A 26540-nucleotide genomic window follows, 5' to 3' on the forward strand; every position below is an offset into this window, starting at 1 on the left:
GCTAACCTCAGTGCGAGCTGTTTGGCTCGCCGGCGGCGCCGTCTCCGTCGATGGGCGGTTTATAGGCCCCGCCATCCCAAAGTGTCAACGACCTTTTTCGAGAAAAATCACGCCCGGCGGAAATGGCGCGAATGCCGCAAGCCCCGACGCCCCTGGACGGGCCGGCCGTCATCCCCCGTTCACAAGGCCGCAGCCCCTATGGCAGAAGCGGTTGGCGAAACGCGCCGGCTGGCGCCGCCCGCCGTGCCGACCTGTAAATCCGCTCCTCCTCGCCGGGCTCCGGCCGTTTGCTTCCCCGCCGACGGCGCAGCGCGACCCCATGGCGCAATCCGGACGGCAAGCGAGGCAGGCATCGTCTGGGGCCGAGTGCCCTTGCCAGCCCGTCGGGGGCAGCTGCCGGTGCGCGGCCGTGCGCTTCCGGGCCGCCGGCGGCATTGCCCCCTCCTCTTCGCCGTCAGCGCAGCCTTGGGCGAAGCGGCCCTCCGGCCGAAACGCCCAGCCGGGACCTTCTTCCCGTTCGATCGCCTGACTTTCGTCTTTCGCCCAGTCGAAACCGCGATCCGCCGCCCTCTCCGAGTCATGGTTGATGACAACACGGTCGGAAGCCCTCGGCGTTAAGCATCTCTCTAGAGAGATCTTTTACTTCGCGCGATCTACTGTGCCAAACGGAGAGAAAGACTCTGGCAAAGCCAGGGTCTTGCACGCAACGAAGGTGCGGTCATCAAGAGCGTCAGCCCCAGATCGGTGGAAGGGTCATGAGCAACGTCATCGTGCTGTACCCGCGCGCCTTGCCAAAACCACCGCTTCCCGTGCCGAGCCCGGCCGGGCAGGCGATCTTGGCGCTGTTTCGCTAAGCCGTCAGGCGGCGCTCGCATAGACGCCTATTCCGCCGTGGCCTCCTGGCGCGGCGCCCCTCCCCCAGCGACCGACATTTTCAGTCCGATACTGCCTAACGCCGGGATCGCCCCGGCCGCCTCTCTCGTCCTTTTCCCATGCCCTGAACGAAAATCGGCGCCCCGAGGGGCGCCGTTCGTCGTTTCAGCAAGGGCAAGGCCATCCCCGGGGGATGGCCCTGGCCGGCTCAGGCTTCTTCGGTCGCGTCCGACGCCGGCTCTTCGGCCGGGGCGTTCTTGGCGGCTTCCGCCGCTTCCGCGGCCTCGGCAGCGGCGGCGACGGCGGCAGCCTCATCAGCCTCGGCCTTCTCGCGGGCGTCGATCACCTTCTGCTCGCGCTCGGCGATGCGCTCCTGCGCCTTCTTGCCGGGCAGGCCCTTGGTCTCGTTCTTGCGCTCGGGACGGTTGGCGATGCCAGCCTGGTCGAGGAAGCGGAGCACGCGGTCGGTCGGCTGGGCGCCCTCGCCGAGCCAGTACTTGATCCGCTCCTCGTTCAGCGTGACGCGGACGGCGTCCTTGGCGAGCATCGGGTTCCAGGAACCGATGGTCTCGACGAAGCGGCCGTCGCGGGGGCTACGGGCGTCAGCGACGACGATGTGGTAATAGGGGCGCTTCTTGGAGCCGGCACGGGCGAGACGCATCTTCAGGGGCATGTTTTCGTTCCTTGATTGATTTGGGTGTTGTCTGTCGAAAGAGCCGGACGCGCCGGCCCCTATTTCTTCTTGGCGGGAAACCCGGGAAAGCCGGCGCCGGGAAGGCCCGGAAGGCCGCCGCCGCCGCCGAAGCCGGGGGGCAGGCCCTTGGGAAGGCCCGGCATGCCGCCGGGCATCCCGCCGGACTGTGCCATCTTGGCCATGGCCTCGAGCTGCTTGGGGTCCATCTTGGAGAGGTCGGGCATGCCGCCCATCCCGCCCATGCCGCCGCCGCCGCCGAGGCCGAGCTTGGCGCCGAGGCCGCCCATCAGCTGCCCCATCATGCCGCCCTTGCCCTTGGTCATCGACTTCATGACGTCGGCCATCTGGCGGTGCATCTTCAGGAGCTTGTTGATGTCGGCCGACGAGGTGCCGGAACCGGCGGCGATTCGCTTCTTGCGGGAATGCTTCAGGATGTCGGGATTGCCGCGCTCGGCCGCGGTCATCGACGAGATGATCGCCAGCTGGCGCTTCAGCATCTTGTCGTCGAGCCCGGCGGCGGCGACCTGGTCCTTCATCTTCGCCATGCCGGGCATCAGGCCCATCATGCCGCCCATGCCGCCCATCTTCTGCATCTGGCCGATCTGGTCGGCGAGATCGTTCAGATCGAACTTGCCGGACTGCATCTTCTTGGCCATCGACGCGGCCTTTTCCGCGTCAATGTTCTCCGCCGCCCGCTCGACGAGGGAGACGATGTCGCCCATGCCGAGAATGCGGTCGGCGATGCGGGAGGGATGGAAATCCTCCAGCGCGTCCATCTTCTCGCCGGTGCCGATCAGCTTGATCGGCTTGCCGGTGACGGCGCGCATGGAGAGCGCCGCACCGCCGCGGCCGTCGCCGTCGATGCGGGTGAGGACGATGCCGGTGATGCCGACGCGTTCGTCGAAGGAGCGGGCGAGATTCACCGCGTCCTGGCCGGTGAGGCTGTCGGCGACGAGCAGGATCTCGTGCGGCTTGGTGCGCGCCTTGATCTCGGCCATCTCGGCCATCAGGGGCTCGTCGATATGGGTGCGGCCCGCAGTGTCGAGGATCAGCACGTCGTAGCCGCCGAGCTTCGCCGCCTGGGCGGCGCGCGCGGCGATCTCGACCGGGTCCTGGCCGGCGATGATCGGCAGCGTCGCGACGCCCGTCTGCTCGCCGAGGATGCGCAACTGCTCCTGCGCGGCCGGGCGGCGCGTGTCGAGCGAGGCCATCAGGACCTTCTTGCGCTGCTTCTCGGTCAGGCGCTTGGCGAGCTTGCCGGAGGTCGTCGTCTTGCCCGAGCCCTGCAGGCCGACCATCATGATGGTCACGGGCGCGGCGGCATTCAGATCGATCGGCGAATGGTCCGAGCCGAGCGTGGCGACCAGCTCGTCATGGACGAGCTTGACCACCATCTGGCCCGGCCGGATCGACTTCAGGATTTCCGCGCCGACGGCTTTTGTGCGCACCCGGTCGGTGAAGGAGCGCACGACCTCGAGCGAGACGTCGGCCTCCAGCAGCGCCCGGCGCACTTCGCGCAGGGCGGCGGAGACGTCGTCGGCCGAGAGCGCACCGCGCCCGGTCAGGCCGTTGAGGATCGAACCGAGCCGGTTCTGAAGCGAATCGAACATGTCTTCCCTTCCGTCTCTTTCCGCAAAGATCTGCGCCAAGGCGCCTCTTCACCTTGCGAAATGTGGTGACGGACCAGCAACCGCAACATGCCGCGGTAGCCCAAAGCAAAGCGTCATCCGCGGGCGACACTCGCTGGCGGATGGTGACCTCCGTGCGGCTCCATAAGAGAGGCACGGTCGGCGGCTCGCGGACGGACTGTCGCGGATTTCAACGGGGGTAAAGCACGGATCGGGGGTGACGGTCAAGAAAAGGCCCCAGCGCTCTCGTGGGGCCGGCGACCTCCAGTCCTGGCGAAGCGCGAGCCCCGGCACGGGGCCGCGGAAGCAGGCCCCGCTCACCCGGCGACGGCTGCCATGCCGACGATCTCTCCCTATATCCCGGCGGACCCGTCCCCTTGCGCGAGGCCTTGTGCTGAAACCCTTCGTCAATCCCTACTATGCCGGCCCCGTCTCCGACCATTTCGACGGCAAGCGCTTCTTCAATCCCGGCGGCGAGATGCCGGCCTCGCTACGGCAGATCTGGGAGTGGCAGCGCTCGGGCCAAAGGCTGAAATGGCCGGTCGCGGCGCCCAGCCCGCTTGCACCGGATGTCCCGCCGGCCGCGGTGACCGGCGACGCGGCGCGGATGGTCGCGATCGGGCATGCGAGCTTTCTCCTGCAGACCGGCGGACTGAACATCCTCTTCGATCCGGTCTGGTCGGACCGCTGCGCGCCACCGGTCGGGCCGAAGCGCCACAACGTGCCGGGCATCGCCTTCGACGACCTACCCGAGATCCACGTCGTCTGCGTCTCGCATTCGCACTACGACCACATGGACCGGCCGACGCTGGAGCGCCTGTTCGACCGGCACCGGCCGCGGTTTCTCGCGCCGCTCGGCTGCGATGCGCTGATCCGGGGCTTTCGCAAGAAGGCCGACGTTTCGGCGCATGACTGGCACGAGCGGGTGCGCCTGTCGGGAGAGGTCGCGGTGACGCTCGACCCGACGCATCACTGGTCGGCGCGCGGTGCCCTCGACCGGCGGATGACGCTCTGGGCCTCGTTCGCGGTGGAGACGCCGGCCGGCCTCGTCTACGTCGTCGGCGATTCCGGCTTTCACGGCGGCGAGAATTATCGCGCCGCGCGGGCGCGCTACGGCGCGCCAAAACTGGCGGTGCTGCCGATCGGCGCCTATGCGCCCCGTTCCGTCATGCGGCCGCAGCACCAGGATCCGGACGAGGCGGTGCGGGCCGCCCGGTTTCTGCAAGCGGAAATGTCGCTCGGCAGCCATTTCGGCACCTTTCAGCTGACCGACGAGGCGCTGGAGGATCCGGTGACGCGGCTTGAGGCGGCGCTTGCCCGTTGGGACCTCTCGCCGTCGCGCTTCCTGCCGGCCCATCCCGGCCGCGTCCACTGCCTGCCGCACCGGATCGACGCATCCCTGCCGCCGTTCCTCGCGCCGACGGCCGAGGCGACGGCCCCGACGGATCACGGCTCGCTCCCGCCCGCGTGACCGGCGATCGTCACGGCGCCATCATGCCCCTTGCCTTTCGCCTCCCGCGCCCGACTCTTCCAGCCATCCTCGCCGGGTTCGGCGAAGACCTATCGGGAGACGGCAATGACCTGGACGATCGTGCTCTGCACCCTGACAGGCCTCGCCCTCCTGGCGACGCTCCTGTCTTTCGTGCGCGTCGCCCACGGTTTCTTCCGCAGCTTTTCCTTTCCGCGCCTGCAGATTTTCGCGGTCGCGGTGGTGCTGTTGCCGCTGGTCGTCGTCTTCGTCCGGCCGATGGGCCTGATGGAAGTGACGGCGGCGGCAAACCTCGTCACGATCGTCATCCAGGCGCTGTCGATCCTTCCGTTCACGCCGCTCTGGCGAAAACAGTCCAAGGCGAAGAAGGCGGGCGAGGTCGGCGACGAGAGCGTCACCATCCTCTCCTGCAATGTGAAGATGTCGAACCGCGACTATGACGCGACGCTGCGCATGGCGCGGGACGGCGATCCCGACATCGCCGTCTTCATGGAGACCGACCAGCCCTGGTGCGACGCGCTGGAGCCCCTGCGCGAGACCTTGCCGCACGTCGTCGCCGCGCCCGAGGACAATGCCTATGGCATGATCCTGTTTTCGCGCCTCGCCCTCGACGACATCCGGATCGACCATCTGGTGATGGAGGAGGTTCCCTCGATCACCGTCACGGTGACCTTGCGGGACGGCCAGCGCTTTCGCCTGCACGCGGTCCATCCCGAGCCGCCGGTGCCCTCGGTCGACTCCGTCGGACGCGATACGGAACTCCTCCTCGTCGCCGACGCTGTTTCAAAGGAAAGCCTGCCCTCGATCGTGTCGGGCGACCTCAACGACGTCGCCTGGTCGCATACGACGCGGCTGTTCCAGCGCGTCTCCGGCCTGCTCGATCCGCGCATCGGCCGCGGCTTCTACAACACGTTCGACGCGCGCTTTCCCTTCCTGCGCTGGCCGCTGGACCACCTCTTCCACGATCCCCGCTTCGCCCTGGTCGAGATCCGGCGGTTGCCGGCCGGCGGCTCGGACCATTTTCCCATGTTGTTCCGCCTCGCTCTGACGCGCAGCGCCGACGGGGCGGCGACGCCCGACGAGGAAGACTCGGGCGATCGGGAGGAGAAGCGCGAGATCGTCGACGAGGGCAAGAAGCTGGACCGCGAGGCCATCGGCACCGACTGGGAGACGTGAGGCTGGCGACGCCGAAGGCCCGGCGATGTCCCCATCGCCGGGCCTTTGTCTGATCATCGACGCCGGACTACCGGCCCGGAGACGGCCCGGACGACCGCCTGTCGGAAGCAAGCGTCAGCGAAGGGCCTAGAACTCCTCCCAGCCGGCCGCATCGGCCTGCGGGGCGACGGGGTTCGTGGTGCGCATTTGCGCCACGGGGCGGGCGGGGGCGCGGGGCGCGGCTGGGCGGGTGGCCGGCCGCGGTCTCGAGGCCGCCGGCACGCGTCCGGTGCCGGCACTGGTCCGGAAGGTCGCGACCATGCCGGCCAGCGTGTCCGTCTCGTCCGAGAGCGTCTGCGCGGCGGCGGTGGCCTCTTCCACCATGGCGGCGTTCTGCTGCGTGACCTTGTCCATCTGGTCGGCCGCGGCGGAGACCTCGCGCAGGCCGACGGACTGTTCCTTGGCGCTGCGGGCGATCTCGGTGACGACGTCGGTCATTTCGGTGACCTGGACGACGATCTCCTGCAGCGACTTGCCCGACGCGGTGACGAGTTCGACGCCTTCGCCGACATGTTTGGACGAGGTCGAGATCAGGTTCTTGATCTCCTTGGCCGCTTCCGCCGAACGCTGGGCGAGCCCGCGCACTTCCTGGGCGACCACCGCGAAACCGCGGCCGGCTTCGCCGGCCCTGGCCGCCTCGACGCCGGCATTGAGCGCCAGGAGGTTGGTCTGGAAGGCGATCTCGTCGATGACGCCGATGATCTTGCCGATCTCTTCCGAGGAATGCTCGATCTCGGCCATGGCGGCGACGGCCCGGGCGACGATCTCGCCGCCCTTTTCGGCGTTCTTGCGCGCCGTCATCGCCGTGCCCTGCGCCTGTGCCGCGCCCTCGGCAGTCTGGTTGACGCCGGTGGCGACCTGGCTCAGCGCTGCGACCGTCTCCTCGAGGCTCGCCGCCTGCTGCTCGGTGCGCTGGGCGAGGTCGTTGGAGGCCACCGTGATCTCGGCAAGGCCGGTGCGGATCGTCGCGACGCCGTTGACCACGGCACCGATCGTCGACTCCAGCGTCTCGATGCTGTCGTTGAACTTCTGCCGGATCGGCTCGAATTCCGCCGCGACGGCCTGGTTCATGCGCACCGTCAGGTCGCCTTCGGCCAGGCCGTTGAAGCCCATTTCGACGGCGGTGACGAAGAGCTTCAGGTCCTCGGCGCGGGCATTCTCGATCGCCGACTGCCGGTCGCCCTGCAGTTTCTGGGTCTTGCGCGCCTCGGCCGCCTCCTCTTCCAGACGCTTGTTCTGCAGCGCCGCGTCCTTGAACACCTGGACCGCCGAAGCCATGGCGCCAACCTCGTCGCGACGGTCCTGTCCGTCGATTTCGACATCGAGCCGCCCCGCGGCCAGCTCGCCCATTCGGTCACGCAGCCGGGAAAGGGGCCCGGTGATTCCCTTGGCGGAGACCATCAGCGCAGCGACCGTGCCGAGAACGGCAGAAAGAAGCGACAGCGCGACCGCCGTCGTACTGGAAAAGGCGACCGACTCCGACATCGCGAACGAGGCCGCGTCTCCTTGCGCGAGCAGTCTATCGTTCATGACCCTGCTCTTTTCGGCAAAATCGGCGACGAGCGGGTCGATTGCGGCAAGCATGGTGCGCGCGCTCTCGTTATCGTTTGCCAAACCACGCTGGATGGCGAGCGTTCCCTTGGAACGGATAAGTTGCACGATCCCGGCAAGTTCGTCGATCGACGCCGCCGCATCCGGAAGAACGGCCTTGGCCTCCTGCAGTCTGGCCTCGGTCTTGTCGATCTGGGCTTTCCAGTCGTCGGCGGATGCTCTCGCTACCGAGGAGGAGCCGTCGTAACTCAGGATCTTGTAGGAGTCGTAGGCTGACTCGACCAGCGCTGTGCGGGCGCGCACGAGTTGGACCACTGCTGGCGCACGGACATTGATGATCTCGGAGTACCGATGATTGATCGAGGACATCGTCCAGGCCGAATAGGCGCTGAGGGCGACGCCGACCGCGCTGATGGCAAGCACCATGCTCATGATCTTGGTCGAGATCTTTGCGTTCTTCAGAATGCTCATCGTCGCTCCAGGCCTATGGTCGACTCATCCTCGATACAATATCGGGTTGAGTATATTCAACACTGCAAACAAACCAGAAGCAACGACCTCTCTCCTCGCGCTTCCATGCAATTCTCCAGGACAGTGTGGTGAGATCTTCTTAAGTTTGGATTGACCGAAAACCCCCGCCTTTTATGACCAGACGAGCAGAGCCATGCCGCAGGGCCTGAACGACAAAGGGACCGCCACCGGCGATCCCCTTGTCGTCGCAGGGCCAGCCGTATTCGGCTGACGCGAGCGTTCCTGGCGTTCAGAACTCCTCCCAGCCGGCGTCGGCCGCCTGCGGCGCGGCCTGGCTGGCGCTGCGCATCTGCACCACTGCCCCGCGACGCTGCGGCGCCGCCGTCGCCTGCGGCCGGGTCTTGGCACGCGGGGCGGAAGCGGTGCGCACGGTCGTGGCATGGGTGCGGAAATTGGCGACCATGCCGGCCAGCGTGTCCGTCTCGTCCGACAGCGTCTGCGCGGCGGCGGTGGCCTCCTCGACCATGGCGGCGTTCTGCTGCGTGACCTTGTCCATCTGGTCGGCGGCGGCGGAGACCTCGCGCAGGCCGACGGCCTGCTCCTTGGCGCTGCGGGCGATCTCGGTGACGACGTCGGTCATCTCGGTAACCTGGACGACGATCTCCTCCAGCGACTTGCCCGAGGCCGTGACCAGTTCGACGCCCTCGCCGACATGTTTCGACGAGGTCGAGATCAGGTTCTTGATCTCCTTGGCCGCTTCCGCCGAACGCTGGGCGAGCCCGCGCACTTCCTGGGCGACCACCGCGAAACCGCGCCCCGCCTCGCCGGCCCGCGCCGCCTCGACGCCGGCATTGAGGGCCAGGAGGTTGGTCTGGAAGGCGATCTCGTCGATGACGCCGATGATCTTGCCGATCTCTTCCGAGGAATGCTCGATCTCGGCCATGGCGGCGACGGCCCGGGCGACGATCTCGCCGCCCTTTTCGGCGTTCTTGCGCGCCGTCATCGCCGTGCCCTGCGCCTGTGCCGCGCCTTCGGCAGTCTGATTGACGCCGGTGGCGACCTGGCTCAGCGCTGCGACCGTCTCCTCGAGGCTCGCCGCCTGCTGCTCGGTGCGCTGGGCGAGGTCGTTGGAGGCCACTGTGATCTCGGCAAGGCCCGTGCGGATCGTCGCGACGCCCGTGACGACGCTGCCGATCGCCTGTTCCAGCTTGCCGACGCTTTCATTGAACTTGGCGCGGATCGGTTCGAACTCCGGTGCCACCACCTGATCCATCCGCACCGTCAGGTCGCCGTCCGACAGGCCGTTGAACCCATCCTCAACCGCATGGACGAAATTGCGCAGATCCTCCGCCTTGGAATTGTCCAGCGCCGTCTGCCGGGCGCGCTGGCTCTCCTGCGCTTGCTGCGAAGCCTTGGCATCCGCCTCCAGCCGCTCTTTGGCGATGGCGGCGTCCTTGAACACCTGGACCGCCGCGGACATGGCGCCGATTTCATCGCGGCGAGCCGCCGAAGGCACCGCCACCGTGTTGTCGCCGTCGGCGAGGCGCTTCATGGCATCCGTCATGGCCCGGATCGGCGAGGCGATCGAGCGCGCGATGAACACCGCGATTCCCGCCGCTGCGAGGGCGGAGAGCAGGCCGCCGAGGATCGAGGCCAGCGATGACATGCTCATTGCGGAATTGGCGACCGCGCTCCGCACGACCAGAAGGGCGGCCTCGTCGTCGCGCATGGCCTGGAGCAGCGTGCCCATCCTGTCCAGCATGGGCTTGCCGGTCCGCGCCGTTTCGATCGCCTCGGCGCGCTCGACGCCCATTGGCTCGTCCATCAGCTTGATCTGCTTGTCGGTCACCTCGCTGTGCCAGCTCTCGACCGTGGCCTGGAGCTCGGCCACGCGCTGCTGTTGCGCGGCGTTGTCCGAGGTCAACGTCTTGATCGCCAGAAGCGCGTCGTCCCCGGCTTTCTGGTTCGCGTGATAGCGGGGCAGGAAAGCCTTGTCCTCCGTCAGCAGATAGCCGCGGACCGCGGCCTCCTGGTTGACGAGGTCGATCCGGACGTCGTCGATCTTTTCCAGGACCTGATAGGTGTGATTGTTCCACTTCATGGCGTCGCCCGTCTTGGCGTTCTGCCAGTAGGTGAAACCCCCGATGCCGGCGACCAGCACGGCAAGGGAGGAGAGAGCGAGCGACGTCTTCTTGGCGATGGTGAGGCCGGCCTGCGACATGTGACGATCCTAGATCCTGTTTTGGACGAATGGGATTGGGTGGCATCCGGCCGGAGGTCGAATGCCAGTTTGGTGGATGAAGCGCATCGAAAGCAGCGAGCCGAAGTCACCTGAAATAAAGAAATCTCTAAATATAATAAGAAACCAGTACGTTTTCAGAATTACTATTTCTATTCATTTATAATTCCGAGTTCCTAATTTTGCTTGAAAGCCCAAAAGAGAGAAGACGGCAGCCTCGTGAGCGTTGGTCGGGATGTTATGGAGAACATAATGATCTGCTTACTTAGCATCTCATCCGTCACCCGCTGCAAGGAGTTCGCGGCGACGGGAATGACGGCACGGTCGAGCCCACCCCTCGATCGGAGCGGGATCGCCGACGGGCGACGAACCGCTGGATTGCCCGACACATGCGGGAAGAGGTGGAAGGGGCCGGGATGGCGTGGCCTCGGCACGACAGACGATGGCGAGTTGCGACATCGGCCGGGGTGGAAACTTGGGGCATTGTCGGCCATATAAACCCGATGACCCCGCACGCCGTCGCCTCGACCGTCCCCTTCGCCCGCATGAACGGGCTCGGCAACGAGATCCTCGTCGCGGACCTGCGCGGCCGCGACGATCGCATCCTGCCGGCGGCCGCGATCGCTCTGGCCGGCCGGGCGGAAACCCGCTTCGACCAGATCATGGCGATCCACGACCCGGTCACCCCCGACACCGACGCGCTGGTGCGCATCGTCAATGCCGACGGTACCGAGGCCGGGGCCTGCGGCAACGGCATGCGCTGCGTCGTGCAGGCGCTCGCCGCCGAACTCGGCCGCAGAAGCTTCACCTTCGAGACGCGGGCCGGCATCCTGTTTGCGGAAGAGCATGAGGACGGCACGATTTCCGTCGACATGGGCAGACCCAAGTTCGGCTGGCAGGACATCCCGCTCTCCGAGCCGTTTCACGATACGCGGGCGATCGAGCTGCAGATCGGGCCGATCGACGCGCCCGTGCTGCACTCGCCCTCCGTCGCCTCGATGGGAAATCCGCACGCGATCTTCTGGGTGACGCGCGACGTCGGGTCCTACGAGCTGGAGCGTTTCGGCCCGATCCTCGAGAACCACCCGCTGTTTCCCGAGCGCGCCAACATCTCCATCGCTGAGGTGACGGCGGACGATGCGATGACCATCCGCACCTGGGAGCGCGGCGTCGGGCTGACGCGCGCCTGCGGCTCGGCCGCCTGCGCCGCCGCTGTTTCCGGCGCCCGCACGCGGCGGACCGGCCGCAGGGTGACGGTGACCGTGCCGGGCGGCGATCTCCTGATCGACTGGCGCGACGACGACCGCGTCGTGATGACCGGCCCCGCCGAATGGGAGTGGTCCGGCCGGCTCGATCCCGCGACCGGCGCCTTCGAGCGGGACGCGGTCGCGGCGTGACCGCCCGCCTCTTCAGATCCTTCGACGCCCGCGTGATCCCCGTATGAGCCTCGACATTCTTTCCTTCGGCTGCCGCCTCAACACCTTCGAGGGCGAGGTGATGCGCCAGGCGGCGACGGAAGCCGGTCTCGGGACCGGCCGCGACGCTATTCTGGTGAACACCTGCGCGGTCACCGCCGAGGCCGTGCGCCAGGCGAAGAAGGCGGTGCGCCGCGCCCGCCGCGACCATCCGGACGCGCAGATCCTCGTCACCGGCTGCGCCGCGCAAATCGATCCCGCCGCCTTCGCCGCCATGCCCGAAGTCGACGCCGTTCTCGGCAATGCGGAAAAGCTGGTGGCGAAGAGCTACCGCGCCCTGCCCGATTTCGGCGTGTCGGCGAGCGAAAAGATCCGCGTCGACGACATCATGAGCGTCACCGAGACCGCGCCGCACATGGTCGAGGCGATCGAGGGACGCGCGCGGGCGATCGTCGAGGTGCAGAACGGCTGCGACCACCGCTGCACCTTCTGCATCATCCCCTATGGCCGCGGCCCCTCGCGCTCGGTGCCGATGGGCGCCGTGGTGGAGCAGGTCAGGCGCCTCGTCGGCAATGGCGCCGCCGAGATCGTTCTGTCCGGCGTCGACCTGACCGGCTACGGCGCCGACCTACCGGGCACGCCGAAACTCGGCACCCTCGTCCAGGCGATCCTGCGCCATGTGCCGGACCTGCCGCGCCTGCGCCTCTCCTCGATCGACAGCGTCGAGGCGGACGACGCGCTGGTCGAGGCGATCGGCGGGGAACGCCGACTGATGCCCTATCTCCACCTCTCGCTGCAGGCCGGCGACGACATGATCTTGAAGCGCATGAAGCGCCGCCACAGTCGCCAGGACGCCACCGACTTCTGCGCGTCGATCCGCGCGGCGCGGCCCGACATTGCCTTCGGCGCCGACATCATCGCCGGTTTTCCGACCGAGACCGAGGCGATGTTCGAGAACTCGCTGGCGCTGGTCGAGGATTGCGGCCTCAGCTTCCTCCACGTCTTTCCCTTCTCGCCGCGCGACGGCACGCCGGCGGCGCGCATGCCGCTTCTGCCGCCGACGGTGGTGGCGGAGCGGGCCGCGCGGCTGCGGGAAAAGGGCGCGGCGGCGCTCGCCCGGCATCTCGGCGCCAAGCTCGGCACGACCGAGGAAGTGCTGGTCGAGCGTGGCCAGCGCGGGCGCCTCGCCGACTTCACGCCCTGCCATATCGACACGGGCCTGCCCGGCACGCTGGTGCGCACTATCATCACCGGACACGACGGCACGCGGCTCACCACACGCCCCATCGCGGCGCAAGCAGCGTGAGCCAACCGGCGCAACGGGGGTGGACGCTGGTGCGTTCGCCTGCAATGCAGGGCCCCATCAACGCCGCGGAACAGGAAACCTTCGTCCATGTCTGAGAAAAAAGGCTTCTTCCGGCGCGTCTTCTCCTTCGGCGCGGCCGAGGACACGAGCCCGGCGCCCGCGGAGATGCTTCCGTCCGAGACGCTCCTGCCAACGGCCGAGGCGCCGGCTGTTGAACGGCCGGCGCCCGACGTTGGCGCGACTGCCGGGGAATCCGCGGCGACAGTACCGGCCCTTCCGGTCGCCGCCGATCCTGCCGCCGCGCCGGTGGCGCCGATGGACGAGCGCGCATCGCACGCCGACCACACGGCGGCCGAACACGCCTTGGCCCCAGGGGCCGAGGACCTGCCGGAGCCGGCGGAGCTGCCGGAGCCCGCGCTGGTCGTCGCGGACACGCCCGAATGGCTCGATCCCGACGCGCCCGAGCCGGAGACCGACTTTTCCTGGCTCGAGGCCGATGGGCCCGTGGAAGACGTCCCGGAACGGACGGTTCCTGTCGAGACCGCATCCGACGGGTCGCCGGCGCCGGTTCTGCACGAAGTGCCGGGGGAAGACAGCCTGCCCCTGCCGGCGACGCTGTCCGGCGACGCCGTGGCAGAAGCCGAGGACGAGCCGGACTTCTCCTTCCTCGATCCGGAAGCCCCCCTGCCAGAAGAGCCGGCCGATTTCTCCTGGCTCGAGGCGCCCGTCGACGACGAGCCCGCCGACGAGGCAGGCTCGCCATCCGACGCAGTCGCCTCGGTCGCCGCCGCCGGCATCGCCGCCGCCACGGCCTCGGCCGCCCCCAGCAGCGCCGACGCCGGCTGGCGCCTGCGCCAGGTCGCCGCCCCCGCTCCCGCCGCGCCGGCCGCGCCAAAACCCTGGCTGGAGCGGCTGCGCGAAGGGCTGGCGCGCTCGTCCGGCCAGCTTTCCGGCCAGATCACCGCTCTCTTCACCAAGCGCCGGCTCGACGAGGCGACGCTGCAGGAATTCGAGGACGTGCTGATCCAGGCGGACCTCGGCGTCGAGACGGCCCTGCGCATCACCGACCGCCTGTCGGAAGGCCGGTTCGGCAAGGAGATCACGGGCAGCGAGGTGCGCGCCATCCTCGCCGACGAGGTCGAGGCGACGCTCCGCCCCGTCGCTGTGCCCTTGGAGCTCGACCTGGAGAAGAAGCCGCACGTCATCCTCGTCGTCGGCGTCAACGGCACCGGCAAGACCACCACCATCGGCAAGCTCGCGGCCAAGCTGACGCGCGGCGGCCTGAAGGTCACGCTTTGCGCCGGCGACACGTTTCGTGCCGCGGCCGTGGAACAGCTGAAGATCTGGGGCGAACGCACGGGCTCGGAAGTGATCGCCAAAGCGATCGGCGCGGACGCCGCGGGCCTGGCCTTCGAGGCCTATGACGCGGCCGTGGCCAACGGCTCCGACGTCCTCATCATCGACACCGCCGGCCGGCTGCAGAACCGCACCGAGCTGATGGCCGAGCTGGAGAAGATCGTCCGCGTGCTGCAGCGGCGCGAGCCGGACGCGCCGCATACGGTGCTGCAGACGCTGGACGCCACGACCGGCCAGAACGCCCTCTCCCAGGTCGAGATCTTTCGCAACGTCGCCGGCGTCAACGGTCTGGTGATGACCAAGCTCGACGGCACCGCGCGCGGCGGCATTCTCGTCGCCATCGCCGCGAAATACCGCCTGCCCGTCTACTTCATCGGCGTCGGCGAGGGCATCGACGACCTCGAGCCGTTCAAGGCGCGCGAGTTTGCCATGGCGATCGCCGGCCAGACGGCGTGAAGGATCGGGCTTGCGTCCTCATCCGGCAGACCGCTTGATACCCTTCTGACCGATGGCCGATCTCGCCGATTCCAGGAGGAAACCGGATCGCGTCAGCCCGCGCTGCTCGGCAGCCCTGTCGATCGCCCGAAGCGCGTCCACGGGGAAGGTAACGTTGACCCGAACGGTCTTTCGGGTTCGTTCCGGTACGGCGACGAGGATCGCAACGCCATCGCGGTTGTCGGGATCTGCCATTACCGCTTCCAGCGAGGACGGCTCCGGGATGGGATCGCCGTCCGCCTCCATCCCGGCCAGGTGCAGCGCCAGCGCCTCCCCGGCCATGGCCCGCGCGTCGTCGAGGTCGCGGCCCGCCGAAATGCAGCCGGGAAAGTCCGGAAAGGACACGCCGAATTCGCTGTCGGTATCCTTATGGATAATGGCGATGTAGTTCGGCATGGATCTCACTTCAGCTTCAGCCCCGACTGCTTCTCGATGCTCTTCACCGTTCCGATCGGGATGTCCCTCCGGGGATGGGGCAGCGTCACCCGCCCGGGCTTGGCGGGATGCTTCATCTGCAGATGACTACCGGCCCGGGCAACCTCGACCCAGCCGTCGGTGAGAAGCTTCGACAGGATGATGCGACTGTCCACGAGCCATCCCATCGCTGATATCGGTTGTTTATACACATCGCTACACACGCTCGCAATTCCCGGCCCGCGGGGGTATTGCCCCATATCCGTCGACTTCGGCCGCTAGCGCAGCGGCGAAAGGAAACACCATGGCCGAACACCATCTGATCGAGGGCGGGCCCAACGCCCCCGAGGAAAACAAGATCAACCCGATGCTGAAGTTCGCGCTGGAGCTCGGGCCGCTGGTGGTGTTCTTCTTCGCCAATTCGCGCGGGCCCTGGCTGGCGGAGCGCTTTCCAGCGCTCGCCGAACTGGGCGGGCCGCTGTTCATCGCGACCGGCCTCTTCATGGTGGCGACCGTCGTGGCGCTGTCGGTATCCTGGGCGCTGACGCGCACGCTGCCGGTGATGCCGCTGGTCTCCGGCTTCTTCGTCATCGTCTTCGGCACGCTGACGATCTGGCTGCAGAACGAGACCTTCATCAAGATGAAGCCGACCATCGTCAACGCGCTGTTCGGCGCCATCCTGCTGGGGGGCCTGCTGTTCGGCCGCTCGCTGCTCGGCTACGTCTTCAACCAGGCCTTCAAGCTCGACGATGCCGGCTGGCGCAAGCTGACCATGCGCTGGGGCCTGTTCTTCCTGGTGATGGCCGCGGTGAATGAGATCGTCTGGCGCAATTTCTCGACCGATTTCTGGGCCGGCTTCAAGGTCTGGGCGACGATGCCGATCACCATGGTCTTCATGCTGTGCCAGATCCCGCTGCTGCAGCGCCATGCGACGGAGTCGCTGTTCGGCGACACCGAACCCAAGAAGTAACAGACCTTCGTCGGACGCCCATCGCCGCGACCGTGCTTTCCCTTCCGCCAGCAGGCCGATCCATGTTCGACGTCCAGAAGCTTCTCGGCCAGTTCCTTGGCGCCGCCGCCCCAGGCACAACTCCGGACGATGGCGCGCCCGCCGCTTCGATCGAGGCGTCGCTGGACGCGTTCCTGCGCAATCCCGCGGCGGCGGCGCTGGCCGGCGGCCTGGCGGGTGGGCTGGCATCGCGTCTCTTTCGCGGCCGCAATCTCGGCAGCGCCGGCACAGCCGCGCTGCAGACCGGGGGCGTCGCCCTGATCGCCAGCTTCGCCTACACCGCCTACCAGAACTACCTAAGCACGCCGGAGGGGTCGCGCCCGTCCGCCGAGGGCGCGGACTCTGCGGGCCTGGCCCCCAAGGCAAGCCCGGCCGAGCCGTCGCGGGCTGCCGGGCCCGCACCCTTCGCCGCGCCGGCAGGGCAGTTCAGCGTGCACAGCCCGGACAGCACGGACGACGCCTGGGCCTGTCTCCTGCTCTCGGCGATGATCGCGGCGGTCAAGGCCGACGGCTATATCGACGCCGGCGAGGAGAAGGAGATCCTCGGCCGGCTCGAGAGCCTCGATCTGGATCCCGAAGAGCGGCAGTTCGTGCGCCGGGAAATGCAGAAGCCGCAGACCATCGACGAGCTCGTCGCCGGCGCGACGACGCCGGAGGCGGCGCTGCAGATCTACACCGCCTCGGTCTTGGCCATCGATCCCGACCATCCGGCCGAGCAGGCCTATCTCGCCCGGTTGGCCATCCGCCTCGGGCTTCCCGCCGCCCTGACGGCCGAGGTGCGGCGGGCGGCGGCAGCGCAAGGCTGAGGCCCCGCACGGTTTTCCCGCGATCGGCCTCGAAAGGCGCCAGAAAGACGTCGCCGCCGCATTGCGCCGGAGCATCGGCGTTTCGATATCCCTTGCAGTGACATCAACGGCAAGGACAACCATGCTCGACGTACAGAAGCTTCTCGGCCAGTTCCTCGGCACCCAGTCGCCGCTCGGCGGCGGCCAATCGCCCTTCGGACAGGGACGGCCGCAAGGCGGCTCCTTGCAGGATACGGTCGGCAACCTGATCCGCACCCATGGCAGCTCTGCGCTGTCGGGCGGTCTCGCCGGCGGACTGGCCTCGCAGCTCTTCCGCGGCAAGGGCGTCGGCAAGATGGGTGGCACGGCGCTGAAGCTCGGCGGCGCCGCGCTCGTCGCCGGCCTCGCCTACAAGGCCTACCAGAACTATCAGGCGAGCCAGGGCGCCACCGCCCTGCCCGGCGCGGCGCCCTTGCCGGCACTGCCGGCGCCGAGCACGGCCGGCGAACTGCCGGAGCCGGCCGGCACAGCCTTTCTGCCGGGCGGCCAGGAGTCCGACCGCGCGCGCCTGATGCTCTCGGCGATGATCGCCGCGGCCAAGGCCGACGGCTATATCGACGCCGGCGAGCAGGAGGCGATCTTCGGCCGCATCGACGATCTCGGGCTCGACGCCGAGGCCAAGGGGTTCGTCATCGACGAGATGCGCCGGCCGATGTCGATCGACGACCTCGTCGAGGCCGCCAAGACGCCGGAAGCGGCGATCGAGGTCTATACCGCCTCGGTCCTCGCCATCGACCCGGACCACCCGGCGGAGCGGGCCTATCTCGACATGCTGGCGGCGCGTCTGCAGCTGCCTGCCGCGCTGACGGCGGAGGTGCGGCGCAGCGCCGACGCTTTGGCCGCCTAAAACCGCCAAAGTTCGCACGAGATGGGTATGCGCGCGCCGCCCATGCCGCGCGGGCCGCCGAGGATCCGGAGTTCAGCCGGGACCTTCTCGGCTGCGGCGGCATGGGCCCGACCTTGGCGGGCGACATGCCGCCGGCCCGCTCGGCGTTACCTGACCGTGTAGTTCTGCTGGCACATGACCAGCTCCGTGCCGCGGCCCTGGATCTCCCGGCTGATGGCACGGTTGCCATTGTCCAGGCACCAGTGGAAATGCTGATCATAGGTGGCATCCCACCGCGGCCCGCTGAACATGCAGTTGAACGTGACCGCCGCGGCCGCCGTCTGGATCGCGTCGCGCGCATATGTCTGACAGATGGGATACTTCTTTCTCTCGCCCGCTTGTCGGTTGTCGTTGCGGGCGGTGGTGCGCGTCTCCACGGCGACGCAGACATGATCGGCAGGACCGAAGGCCTCTCGCCATACATAGCCCTGCTTGCAGGTGTCTGGACCCCAAGCTCCGCCGCCGGGTTGAACGCGGCTGGCGGCCTCCGCATTGTCGCGGCGGGCCTGGTCGCGGGTTTCAGGACTGACGCAGACGTGATCGTTCGGGCCCGCCTCGCGCCAGACAAAGCCCTCTGCGCAGGTATCGGGCCCAAAATCCCCGATTGCCGTTGCCGGCCCGAAGCTTGCCAGGAGCAAGAGACCCGACGGCCCAATCGTCGCAACGCCGCCTGCTTTTCGGATTCGAACAGCCGCCATCTTTGCCACTCCGCAAAACGGTGAACGGTTTTGTTATTTCACGGATGCTTCTCTGCGCATTGATGACTTCGCATGGAGCGATGAAAATCGCATGCGAACAGGCCGATACGTCAAAATCACCCAGCCATCAGAGATGATGCTGGCGTATCGACTATGGCGAATTCAAAATTCCAGGTTCTGTCGGCATTCTTGATGCAGGTCGCTCGGCGCCCGGCAGTCAGAACGAGGCGACATGTGTCCATCCCCTTGGAAATAATGCCGTACAGGCGGCAGAAGTCAATTGTCGACGTGGGTTCAATCCGGGGGACCGGCGGGCGATATCGCCTGGCCGCCCGTATTCTCGGGACGGCCACGACGATGGAAGCCCGCACTGTCGGCGGGATCTGAACGGGGGCGTTCGCAGGTCGCGATAAGGGGCTAGAATTCGTCCGTCGGCAGCAGCCGGCCATCGGGCATGCGGTCGCCGGTGGACCCCGCCGGATTGCCGAAGGGCACCGGCGGCGCGCCGGCTTCCGCCTCGGCATCGTGCCGAAGCGCCCAGTGCACCGAGGGAAAGGCGAGCTCATCCCAGGGAATGTCGGCAAAGTCGAAGAAGCCGACGTCCAGGCTTTCCGGGCCGGCGGCGATACCGGGCTGCGAGAGGCTTGCCCGGTAGATCAGCTGGACCTGGCTGATCCGCGGCACGGCGTAGACGGCGAGGAGCCGCTCGATCGACAACGCCGCATTGGCTTCCTCGCGGGCCTCGCGCGTCGCGCCCTCCTCGGGCGTCTCGTTCAGCTCCATGTAGCCGGCCGGGATCGTCCAGAACCCCCGCCGCGGCTCGATCGCGCGGCGGCAGAGCAGGATCTTTCCCGCGTCCCGGACGACGGAGCCTACGACGATCTTGGGGTTCTCGTAGGCGACGAAGCCGCAGGCGTCGCAGATCTTGCGCGGGAGCGAGTCGTCGTCGGGGGTGCGGAGGGTGAAGGCGGGTTCGCTCATCGGCTTACAGATGATCCTCGAAATCCATGGCTTCGTGCAGGATGCGGACGACGATCAAATGCCCGTCCGGCCCGCGAAGGCAAGATGCCCGATGGGCTTTGATCCGATACGAAAATAGGCCCGGCCGGATGGCGTCCTCGTTTCGAGGCCGCCGGTGTCTCCGAGCCAAGTCGGTGCATCTTTCGGCGATGAGCGAGACGTATTGATCGGCCTGACGGCGGCCGAAATGATCCGTCGTGAACACGAAGATGCCGGCAAGATCCCGCCGCGCCGCGGGCAGGAACTCGATCGGGCTCAATCCACTTCGTCCGACTCCCGGTGCATTTCCGCCAGAAACTCGTCGATGTCGAAAGGCTGAGGATCGCCGCTCGCCTCACCCTTGGCGATCTCTCCCCGCAGCCATTCGAGCTTCATTTCCTCCCGCTCGAGAAGGCGCAACGCTGCTTCGAGGACCTCGGCCGTGTCCTTGTATCGGCCGGATGCCGTCTGCCGATCGATGAAGCTCTCGAAATGAGGTCCGAGCTTGGTCTGCATTGCTCCCATGAAGCCCTCCTTCAATGACGGCCGATCATAGCAAACGCCCGACAGGAGTGAAGGCTTCCCCTCAGCCCCCCGCCGCCAGCAGCTTTGCCAGCGCCGGCTCGAGCTTGCGCGTGACGTCCTCCGGTGAGAAAGGCCCGGTCTGCTTCCAGACGATCGTGCCCGACGGCGAGACGAGAAAAGTCTCGGGCACGCCGTAGACGCCCCAGTCGATGCCGGCGCGGCCGGAGAGGTCGCTGCCGATCGCGGCATAGGGATTGCCGAGCCCGTCGAGGAATCGTTGCGCGTTCTTCGGCTCGTCCTTGTAGTTGATGCCGACGAGACGGAAGCGGGAATCCTTGGCGAGGTCCATCAGCACCGGATGCTCCTGCCGGCAGGGCACGCACCAGGAGGCGAAGACATTGACCAGCACCGGCCGCCCGTCGCTTTGCGCCAGGTCGAGGCCCGGCACCGGCGTGCCGTCGGCCGCGAGGATGCCCTCCACCGGCGGCAGGTTCGTCGGCGGCGCCGGATTGCCGATCAGCGCCGAGGGCAGTTCCTGCGGGTCGTGTCCCGATACCAGCTGGTAGAGGAAGACGCCGGCCATCGCGACGAAAAGCAGCAGCGGCAGCAGGACGAAGAGCGACGGCTTTCGCTTGGTCGTCGGGGTGTCCACGCTCACGCGCCGCCCTCCCGCGCCGAGCGCCGGCGCACGCCGCTCGCTTCCAGCGCCGCGAGCTCCGCCCGGCGCCCGCGGGCGTCGAGAAAAATCCAGAGGCCGAGGCCGCCCAGCGCCAGCGCGGAGGCGGCATAGGCGGCGAGGATGAAGCCGAAATAGTCGTTTGGCATGAAAGGGCTCTCCGCGGGGTCGCCGCTCAGGCGTCGGTCGCGCGCAGCGACAGTTTGGTCAGCGCCCGCACCCGCCGGCGCAGGATCTCCGTGCGCATTGCCGTCAGGTGCAAGGCGAAGAACAGCAGCGTGAACCCGACGGCCGAGACCAGCAGCGGCACGAGATAGGCGGCCGGCATCGACGGCCCGCCGGCGCGCATCACGCTCGCCGGCTGGTGCAGCGTGTTCCACCAGTCGACCGAGAACTTGATGATCGGGATGTTGACGAAGCCGACGAGGACGAGGATCGCCGCCGCCTTGGCCGAGCGGCCGGGATCGTCGAGCGCGCGCGTCAGCGCGATCAGGCCGAGATACATCAGGAACAGGATGAAGACCGAGGTCAGCCGCGCGTCCCAGACCCACCAGGTGCCCCACATCGGCCGGCCCCAGATCGAGCCGGTGACGAGCGCCAGCGCCGTGAACACCGCGCCGACGGGCGCCGCCGCCTTCACCGCGACGTCGGCCAGCGGGTGGCGCCAGACCAGCGTGCCGAGCGCCGAGGCGGACATCACCGTCCAGGCCATCATCGAGATCCAGGCGAAGGGCACGTGGATGAACATGATCCTGACGGTCGAGCCATGCTGGTAGTCCTCGGGCGCCGTCAGCCCGAGCCCGATGCCGACGGCGAGCGCCGTTGCCGCGAGGCCGTAGAGCCATGGCTGGACGGCCCCCGAGATCTGCAGGAAGCGCGTCGGATTGGCGAGGATGGCGAAACGGCCGGGGGTGGCGGAGAGATCGGTCATATCAGCTACTTTAGAAGGTGTGGAAACCTTGAGCAAATAGACTTCTTCGTCATCGTCGCGACCGATGCCCGCAGCGGCTCAGTCGCCGGCGTTTTTCAGCGCCGCCGCCGCGGCGATCGGCCCCAGCACGGCGAAGAACAGAGTGAGGGCGCCGAGAATCATCAGCGGCGACAGGAAGGGATCGTTGGCGTTGACCGCGCCATAGCTCGCCGAGACGCCGAAGATCAGGACGGGGATGGCGAGCGGCAGGACGAGCACCGAAACGAGCAGGCCGCCGCGCGGCAGAGCGATGGCGACCGCCGCGCCGACGGCGCCGATGAAGGTGATCGCCGGCGTTCCCACCAGCAGCGTCAGCATCACCGCGCCGGAGGCCAACGGCTCCTGCGCCAGGAACAGGCCGAGGACGGGCGTCGCCAGAACCAGCGGCAAGGAACTCGCGGCCCAGTGCGCAAGGCATTTCGCCAGCACCACCAGCGGCAGCGGCGTGTCGCCCATGACGAGAAGGTCGAGCGTGCCGTCGTCCCGGTCCGCCTGGAACAGCCGGTCGAGGGTGAGCAGCGCCGATAGCAGCGCGCCGATCCACAGGATCGCCGGGCCGATGCGCGACAAGAGGTTGAGATCCGGCCCGAGGCCGAAGGGCATGGTCGCCACGACCGCGAGGAAGAAGATCACCCCGGTCATCGCCCCGCCGCCGCCGGCAAAGGCGAGCCTGAGATCGCGGCGGAACACCGCGATCACAGCCAGCCCTCCGCCGCGAGCCGATCGGCCGCATCGAGCGACAGGGCACCCTGCGGCGACGAAGCGTCGCCCCGGCGCTCCAGCCGCAGTTCCCGCGCGGCGAGCCCCAGCGGCTGGTGCGTCGCGGCGACGACGATGCCGCCGGTTTCCAGATGCGCGGCGAGAAGCCGGGCGAACATCGCCTGCGAGCCCTGGTCGAGCGCCGCCGTCGGCTCGTCGAGGATCCACACCGAGCGCTGGGCGACGAGCAGCCGCGCGATCGCGGCGCGGCGCTGCTGGCCGGCGGAGAGGTAGCCGAAGGGCAGCCCTGCCACGCCGGGCAGGCCGACGGCGGCGAGCGCCGCCTCGATGGCAAGGCCGGGGGTGCCGAAAAAATCGCGCCAGAAGCCGAGGCCGCCGCCGACGCTCTCGGCCGGCTTCATCGCCTGGCGGTGGCCGAGATAATGCGCGATGTCGCCGAGATGCCGCGCCGGCTCGCCGTCGGCGGCCAGGAAACCCTCGATCTCGAGCGCGCCGCCCCCCGGCGGCAGCAGGCCGGCGAGCGTGCGCAAGAGGGTCGACTTGCCGGCGCCGTTCTCGCCGGTGACGACGAGCGCCTCGCCGCCCGAAAGCGCGAAGTCCAGCGGCCCGGCGATGACGCTGCCGCCGCGGGACGCGCAGAGTTCCCGCACGACGATCCTCATCGGCCGGCGACGGGGGACGAAGCCCGCTTCGGCAGAGGCAGCGTGGAGAGCGACAACAGGATCATCCCGCTGCTTTGCCGCAAAGCCTGGCTGCCGGCAAGCGGCCTGCCGCGGGACGCCGCGCGGCGGTCCGGCGCAGCATCCGGTGCAAGCCCGCCACACCCGCGGCGGCGGTCTTGCGCGAGGCTTTTCGCAGCGCGGCGATATTCGCGAAATCCTGCCGGTTCGCCCTTTATAGCCGTTACAAACTTGCCTATAAGGGCGGCAACCACACCAGCGGCCGGGGTGGAGTTTCAGTGCCGAAACGAATTCGCCCTCCCCTTGCGGACGGGCTTCGGGGCGGACAGGCGGAAATGGTCGTACCCGCACTTTCGGCGCTTTTCCGCGCGCCGCAGGCGTTCGCCTTTCGGACAATCATTCAGTTCGAGAAGGAACAGACGCCGTGTCTCATCCAGACAGCTTCAAATGCCGCAAGACGCTCGACGTCGACGGCAAGCCCTATGTCTATTTCGACCTGCAGGAAGCCGAGCGCAATGGCCTGGCCGGCGCCTCGCGCCTGCCCTTCTCGATGAAGGTCATCCTCGAGAACCTGCTGCGCAACGAGGACGGCCGCACGGTCAAGGCCGACGACATCCGCGCCGTCGCCAACTGGGTCGAGGATCGCGGCACCGCCGGCCATGAGATCGCCTACCGCCCGGCCCGCGTCCTGATGCAGGACTTCACCGGCGTTCCCGCCGTCGTCGATCTCGCCGCCATGCGCGACGCCACCCGCCAGCTCGGCGCCGATCCGACCAAGATCAACCCGCTCGTGCCCGTCGACCTCGTCATCGACCACTCGGTCATGGTCGACTTCTTCGGCCAGGCCGATTCCTTCAAGAAGAACGTCGACGCCGAATACGGCCGCAACGGCGAGCGCTACACCTTCCTGCGCTGGGGCTCGGAAGCCTTCGAGAATTTCCGCGTCGTGCCGCCCGGCACCGGAATTTGCCATCAGGTGAATTTGGAGTATCTCGCGCAGACGGTCTGGACGAAGGAAGAGAACGGCGAGACGATCGCCTATCCCGACACCCTCGTCGGCACCGATTCCCACACCACCATGGTCAACGGCCTGTCGGTCCTCGGCTGGGGCGTCGGCGGCATCGAGGCGGAAGCGGCCATGCTGGGCCAGCCGGTTTCCATGCTGATCCCGGAAGTCATCGGCTTCCGCGTCGAGGGCAAGCTGCCCGAAGGCACGACCGCGACCGATCTCGTCCTCACCGTCACGCAAATGCTGCGCAAGAAGGGCGTCGTCGGCAAGTTCGTCGAGTTCTATGGCCCGGGCCTGTCGAACCTCACCCTCGAGGACCAGGCGACGATCGCCAACATGGCACCGGAATACGGCGCCACCTGCGGCTTCTTCCCGGTCGACAAGGACACGATCAGCTATCTCGAGGCCACCGGCCGCGACAAGCAGCGCGTCGCCCTCGTCGAGGCCTATTCGCGCGCGCAGGGCATGTACCGCGACGAGACGAGCACGGACCCGGTCTTCACCGACACGCTGTCGCTCGACCTGTCGACGGTCGTTCCCTCGCTCGCCGGCCCGAAGCGCCCGCAGGACCGCGTCGCCCTGACCGACGTCTCGACCGCCTTCGCCGCCGCTTTGCCGGAGCTCCAGGGCAACCGCGCCAAGGCGCCGTCGACGGACGAGGCCCGCTTCGTCTCCGAGGGCGCAACCGGCGCCTTCGAGGGCCCGGCCGTGACGCGCTACGCCGTCGAGGGTGCCGAGCACGGCATCGCCGATGGCGACGTGGTGATCGCCGCGATCACCTCCTGCACCAACACCTCGAACCCGAATGTCCTCGTCGCCGCCGGCCTCGTCGCCCGCAAGGCGCATGCGCTCGGTCTCAAGGTGAAGCCCTGGGTGAAGACCTCGCTCGCCCCGGGATCGCAGATCGTCACCGAATATCTGGAAAAGGCCGACCTGCAGAAGGACCTCGACGCGATGGGGTTCAACCTCGTCGGCTACGGCTGCACCACCTGCATCGGCAATTCCGGCCCGCTGCCGGAAGCGATTTCCGAGGCGATCGCCAAGAACGATCTCGTCGCCTGCTCGGTGCTCTCGGGCAACCGCAACTTCGAGGGCCGCGTCAATCCGGACGTGCGCGCCAACTGGCTGGCCTCGCCGCCGCTGGTCGTCGCCTATGCCATCGCCGGCTCGCTCTTCGTCGACATCACCAAGGATGCGCTCGGCAAGGACCAGAACGGCAACGACGTCTTCCTGAAGGATATCTGGCCGACGACGCAGGAGATCGCCGAGATCGTCCGCAAGACGGTGACGCGCGACCTCTTCGTCGAGCGCTATTCCGACGTGTTCAAGGGTGACGAGCACTGGCAGAAGATCGAGGTCTCCGGCGGCCTGACCTATGACTGGGACGATCGCTCGACCTATGTCCAGAACCCGCCCTACTTCGAGGGCATGACCATGGATCCGGTGCCGGTGGAAGACATCCACGGCGCCCGCGTCCTGGCGCTGCTCCTCGATTCGATCACCACCGACCACATCTCGCCGGCGGGCTCGATCAAGGCGAACGGCCCGGCCGGCGACTATCTCGTCAGCCATCAGGTCCGCCCGGTCGACTTCAACTCCTACGGCGCCCGCCGCGGCAACCACCAGGTGATGATGCGCGGCACGTTTGCCAACATCCGCATCAAGAACCAGATGCTGGACGGCATCGAGGGCGGCATGACCAAGCACTTCCCGGGTGGCGAGGTGATGCCGATCTACGACGCGGCGATGAAGTACCAGGCGGAGACCGTGCCGCTCGTCGTGTTCGCCGGCAAGGAATACGGCACCGGCTCGTCGCGCGATTGGGCGGCCAAGGGCACCGTGCTCCTCGGCGTCCGGGCTGTGATCGCCCAGTCCTTCGAGCGCATCCACCGCTCCAACCTCGTCGGCATGGGCGTCGTGCCCTTCCTGTTCGAGGAAGGCACGTCCTGGCAGACGCTGGGCCTCAAGGGCGACGAGATCGTCACCATCGAGGGCCTGACGACGATCCAGCCGCGCCAGAAGATGGAGGCGAAGATCGAGCGGGCCGACGGCACGGTGACCATGGTGCCGCTGCTCTGCCGCATCGATACGCTCGACGAGCTCGAATACTTCCGCCACGGCGGAATCCTGCAATACGTCCTGCGCCGCCTCGCCGCCTAAGGGTCGCCAGGCCGTCGCCAGGATAAAGGCTCCGACCGCCGGCACCCGTGCCGGCGGTTTTTTTCTTGGCAAGGACAGGGTCGGCCGATCACGTTTCGGGTGCGGCCCCGCGGCCCGCCCTCACCCGCAATTGAGTGGTGAGTGCACGCTTCCGCGACTAGTTTGCCGCCAGCAAGCGCGTTATGCGTCTGCCTTATGGATTGCTGATGACGATGGC

24 protein-coding genes are annotated in these 26540 nt (G+C 67.8%); 9 read left to right on the forward strand and 15 right to left on the reverse strand.

Features of this window, described 5'->3' with window-relative positions; genetic code table 11:
- Positions 1-1081 precede the first annotated feature (1081 nt).
- On the reverse strand, positions 1082-1546 hold the full coding sequence (gene rpsP, locus IEX88_RS25150; protein WP_188855235.1) for a 30S ribosomal protein S16: 465 nt from the start codon (positions 1544-1546) through the stop codon (positions 1082-1084).
- A gap of 59 nt (positions 1547-1605) precedes the next feature.
- Entirely contained in the window at positions 1606-3177 is a 1572-nt protein-coding gene (ffh, locus tag IEX88_RS25155; protein ID WP_188855236.1) for a signal recognition particle protein, read from the reverse strand.
- Between the two features lie 409 nt (positions 3178-3586).
- Here ffh and IEX88_RS25160 point away from each other — a divergent pair, with 409 nt between their 5' ends.
- Together IEX88_RS25160 and IEX88_RS25165 are read left to right on the forward strand one after the other, a co-directional pair.
- Positions 3587-4666 carry an MBL fold metallo-hydrolase gene (locus IEX88_RS25160; RefSeq protein WP_244640494.1) on the forward strand — a complete coding sequence of 360 codons (1080 nt, stop codon included), beginning with the start codon at positions 3587-3589 and terminating at the stop codon, positions 4664-4666.
- A 105-nt stretch (positions 4667-4771) separates the two neighbouring features.
- Positions 4772-5860, forward strand: coding sequence for an endonuclease/exonuclease/phosphatase family protein (locus tag IEX88_RS25165; protein ID WP_188855237.1), 1089 nt, complete (start codon positions 4772-4774; stop codon positions 5858-5860).
- A gap of 126 nt (positions 5861-5986) precedes the next feature.
- On the opposite strand, the gene IEX88_RS25170 is transcribed toward IEX88_RS25165, so the two are convergent.
- Positions 5987-7921 carry a methyl-accepting chemotaxis protein gene (locus IEX88_RS25170; RefSeq protein WP_244640495.1) on the reverse strand — a complete coding sequence of 645 codons (1935 nt, stop codon included), beginning with the start codon at positions 7919-7921 and terminating at the stop codon, positions 5987-5989.
- A gap of 289 nt (positions 7922-8210) precedes the next feature.
- Entirely contained in the window at positions 8211-10142 is a 1932-nt protein-coding gene (locus IEX88_RS25175; protein ID WP_188855238.1) for a methyl-accepting chemotaxis protein, read from the reverse strand.
- A gap of 521 nt (positions 10143-10663) precedes the next feature.
- Here IEX88_RS25175 and dapF point away from each other — a divergent pair.
- The 3 genes from dapF (at position 10664) to ftsY (ending at position 14693) form a co-directional block, all read left to right on the forward strand.
- Positions 10664-11557 carry a diaminopimelate epimerase gene (dapF, locus tag IEX88_RS25180; RefSeq protein WP_188855239.1) on the forward strand — a complete coding sequence of 298 codons (894 nt, stop codon included), beginning with the start codon at positions 10664-10666 and terminating at the stop codon, positions 11555-11557.
- A 43-nt stretch (positions 11558-11600) separates the two neighbouring features.
- On the forward strand, positions 11601-12881 hold the full coding sequence (gene mtaB / locus IEX88_RS25185) for a tRNA (N(6)-L-threonylcarbamoyladenosine(37)-C(2))-methylthiotransferase MtaB (protein ID WP_188855240.1): 1281 nt from the start codon (positions 11601-11603) through the stop codon (positions 12879-12881).
- An 87-nt stretch (positions 12882-12968) separates the two neighbouring features.
- Positions 12969-14693, forward strand: a complete 1725-nt coding sequence (gene ftsY / locus IEX88_RS25190) for a signal recognition particle-docking protein FtsY (protein ID WP_188855241.1) — start codon at positions 12969-12971, stop codon at positions 14691-14693.
- Between the two features lie 18 nt (positions 14694-14711).
- On the opposite strand, the gene IEX88_RS25195 is transcribed toward ftsY, so the two are convergent.
- Both IEX88_RS25195 and IEX88_RS25200 read right to left on the reverse strand, forming a co-directional pair.
- Positions 14712-15128 carry a type II toxin-antitoxin system HicB family antitoxin gene (locus IEX88_RS25195; protein WP_188855242.1) on the reverse strand — a complete coding sequence of 139 codons (417 nt, stop codon included), beginning with the start codon at positions 15126-15128 and terminating at the stop codon, positions 14712-14714.
- 5 nt (positions 15129-15133) lie between these two features.
- The gene (locus tag IEX88_RS25200; protein ID WP_188855243.1) at positions 15134-15322 is read right to left on the reverse strand and encodes a type II toxin-antitoxin system HicA family toxin; all 189 of its coding nucleotides are present in this window, start codon (positions 15320-15322) and stop codon (positions 15134-15136) included.
- Positions 15323-15450: 128 nt separating this feature from the next.
- Between IEX88_RS25200 and IEX88_RS25205 the strand changes: the two genes are divergently transcribed.
- The 3 genes from IEX88_RS25205 (at position 15451) to IEX88_RS25215 (ending at position 17847) form a co-directional block, all read left to right on the forward strand.
- The gene (locus IEX88_RS25205; RefSeq protein ID WP_188855244.1) at positions 15451-16116 is read left to right on the forward strand and encodes a septation protein A; all 666 of its coding nucleotides are present in this window, start codon (positions 15451-15453) and stop codon (positions 16114-16116) included.
- 62 nt (positions 16117-16178) lie between these two features.
- Positions 16179-16961 carry a tellurite resistance TerB family protein gene (locus IEX88_RS25210; RefSeq protein WP_188855245.1) on the forward strand — a complete coding sequence of 261 codons (783 nt, stop codon included), beginning with the start codon at positions 16179-16181 and terminating at the stop codon, positions 16959-16961.
- 121 nt (positions 16962-17082) lie between these two features.
- Positions 17083-17847, forward strand: coding sequence for a tellurite resistance TerB family protein (locus IEX88_RS25215; RefSeq protein ID WP_188855246.1), 765 nt, complete (start codon positions 17083-17085; stop codon positions 17845-17847).
- Between the two features lie 146 nt (positions 17848-17993).
- On the opposite strand, the gene IEX88_RS25220 is transcribed toward IEX88_RS25215, so the two are convergent.
- The 9 genes from IEX88_RS25220 to ccmA all read right to left on the reverse strand — a co-directional run bounded on the left by IEX88_RS25220 (position 17994) and on the right by ccmA (position 23124).
- Positions 17994-18584, reverse strand: coding sequence for a hypothetical protein (locus IEX88_RS25220; protein WP_188855247.1), 591 nt, complete (start codon positions 18582-18584; stop codon positions 17994-17996).
- 417 nt (positions 18585-19001) lie between these two features.
- Complete coding sequence (locus tag IEX88_RS25225; protein ID WP_188855248.1) at positions 19002-19565, reverse strand: NUDIX hydrolase; 564 nt, start codon at positions 19563-19565, stop codon at positions 19002-19004.
- A 4-nt stretch (positions 19566-19569) separates the two neighbouring features.
- The gene (locus IEX88_RS25230) at positions 19570-19863 is read right to left on the reverse strand and encodes a type II toxin-antitoxin system RelE/ParE family toxin (RefSeq protein ID WP_188855249.1); all 294 of its coding nucleotides are present in this window, start codon (positions 19861-19863) and stop codon (positions 19570-19572) included.
- On the reverse strand, positions 19860-20108 hold the full coding sequence (locus tag IEX88_RS25235) for a type II toxin-antitoxin system ParD family antitoxin (RefSeq protein WP_188855250.1): 249 nt from the start codon (positions 20106-20108) through the stop codon (positions 19860-19862). Before IEX88_RS25235 ends, IEX88_RS25230 begins: the two co-directional genes overlap by 4 nt.
- Positions 20109-20169: 61 nt before the next feature.
- Positions 20170-20766, reverse strand: coding sequence for a DsbE family thiol:disulfide interchange protein (locus IEX88_RS25240; protein ID WP_244640496.1), 597 nt, complete (start codon positions 20764-20766; stop codon positions 20170-20172).
- On the reverse strand, positions 20763-20933 hold the full coding sequence (ccmD, locus tag IEX88_RS25245; RefSeq protein WP_188855251.1) for a heme exporter protein CcmD: 171 nt from the start codon (positions 20931-20933) through the stop codon (positions 20763-20765). The genes IEX88_RS25240 and ccmD overlap by 4 nt, the downstream gene beginning before the upstream one ends.
- Positions 20934-20959: 26 nt before the next feature.
- Complete coding sequence (locus IEX88_RS25250) at positions 20960-21715, reverse strand: heme ABC transporter permease (protein WP_188855252.1); 756 nt, start codon at positions 21713-21715, stop codon at positions 20960-20962.
- Between the two features lie 78 nt (positions 21716-21793).
- Entirely contained in the window at positions 21794-22453 is a 660-nt protein-coding gene (ccmB, locus tag IEX88_RS25255; RefSeq protein WP_188855253.1) for a heme exporter protein CcmB, read from the reverse strand.
- Positions 22450-23124, reverse strand: coding sequence for a heme ABC exporter ATP-binding protein CcmA (gene ccmA / locus IEX88_RS25260; RefSeq protein ID WP_308423870.1), 675 nt, complete (start codon positions 23122-23124; stop codon positions 22450-22452). The genes ccmB and ccmA overlap by 4 nt, the downstream gene beginning before the upstream one ends.
- A 454-nt stretch (positions 23125-23578) precedes the next feature.
- Between ccmA and acnA the strand changes: the two genes are divergently transcribed.
- A complete protein-coding gene (gene acnA / locus IEX88_RS25265) occupies positions 23579-26323 on the forward strand; it encodes an aconitate hydratase AcnA (RefSeq protein WP_188855255.1) in 2745 nt (914 codons plus the stop codon).
- Positions 26324-26540 lie beyond the last annotated feature (217 nt).

This window comes from Aureimonas glaciei (assembly GCF_014643375.1).
GTDB classification, from domain to species: Bacteria; Pseudomonadota; Alphaproteobacteria; order Rhizobiales; family Rhizobiaceae; genus Plantimonas; species Plantimonas glaciei.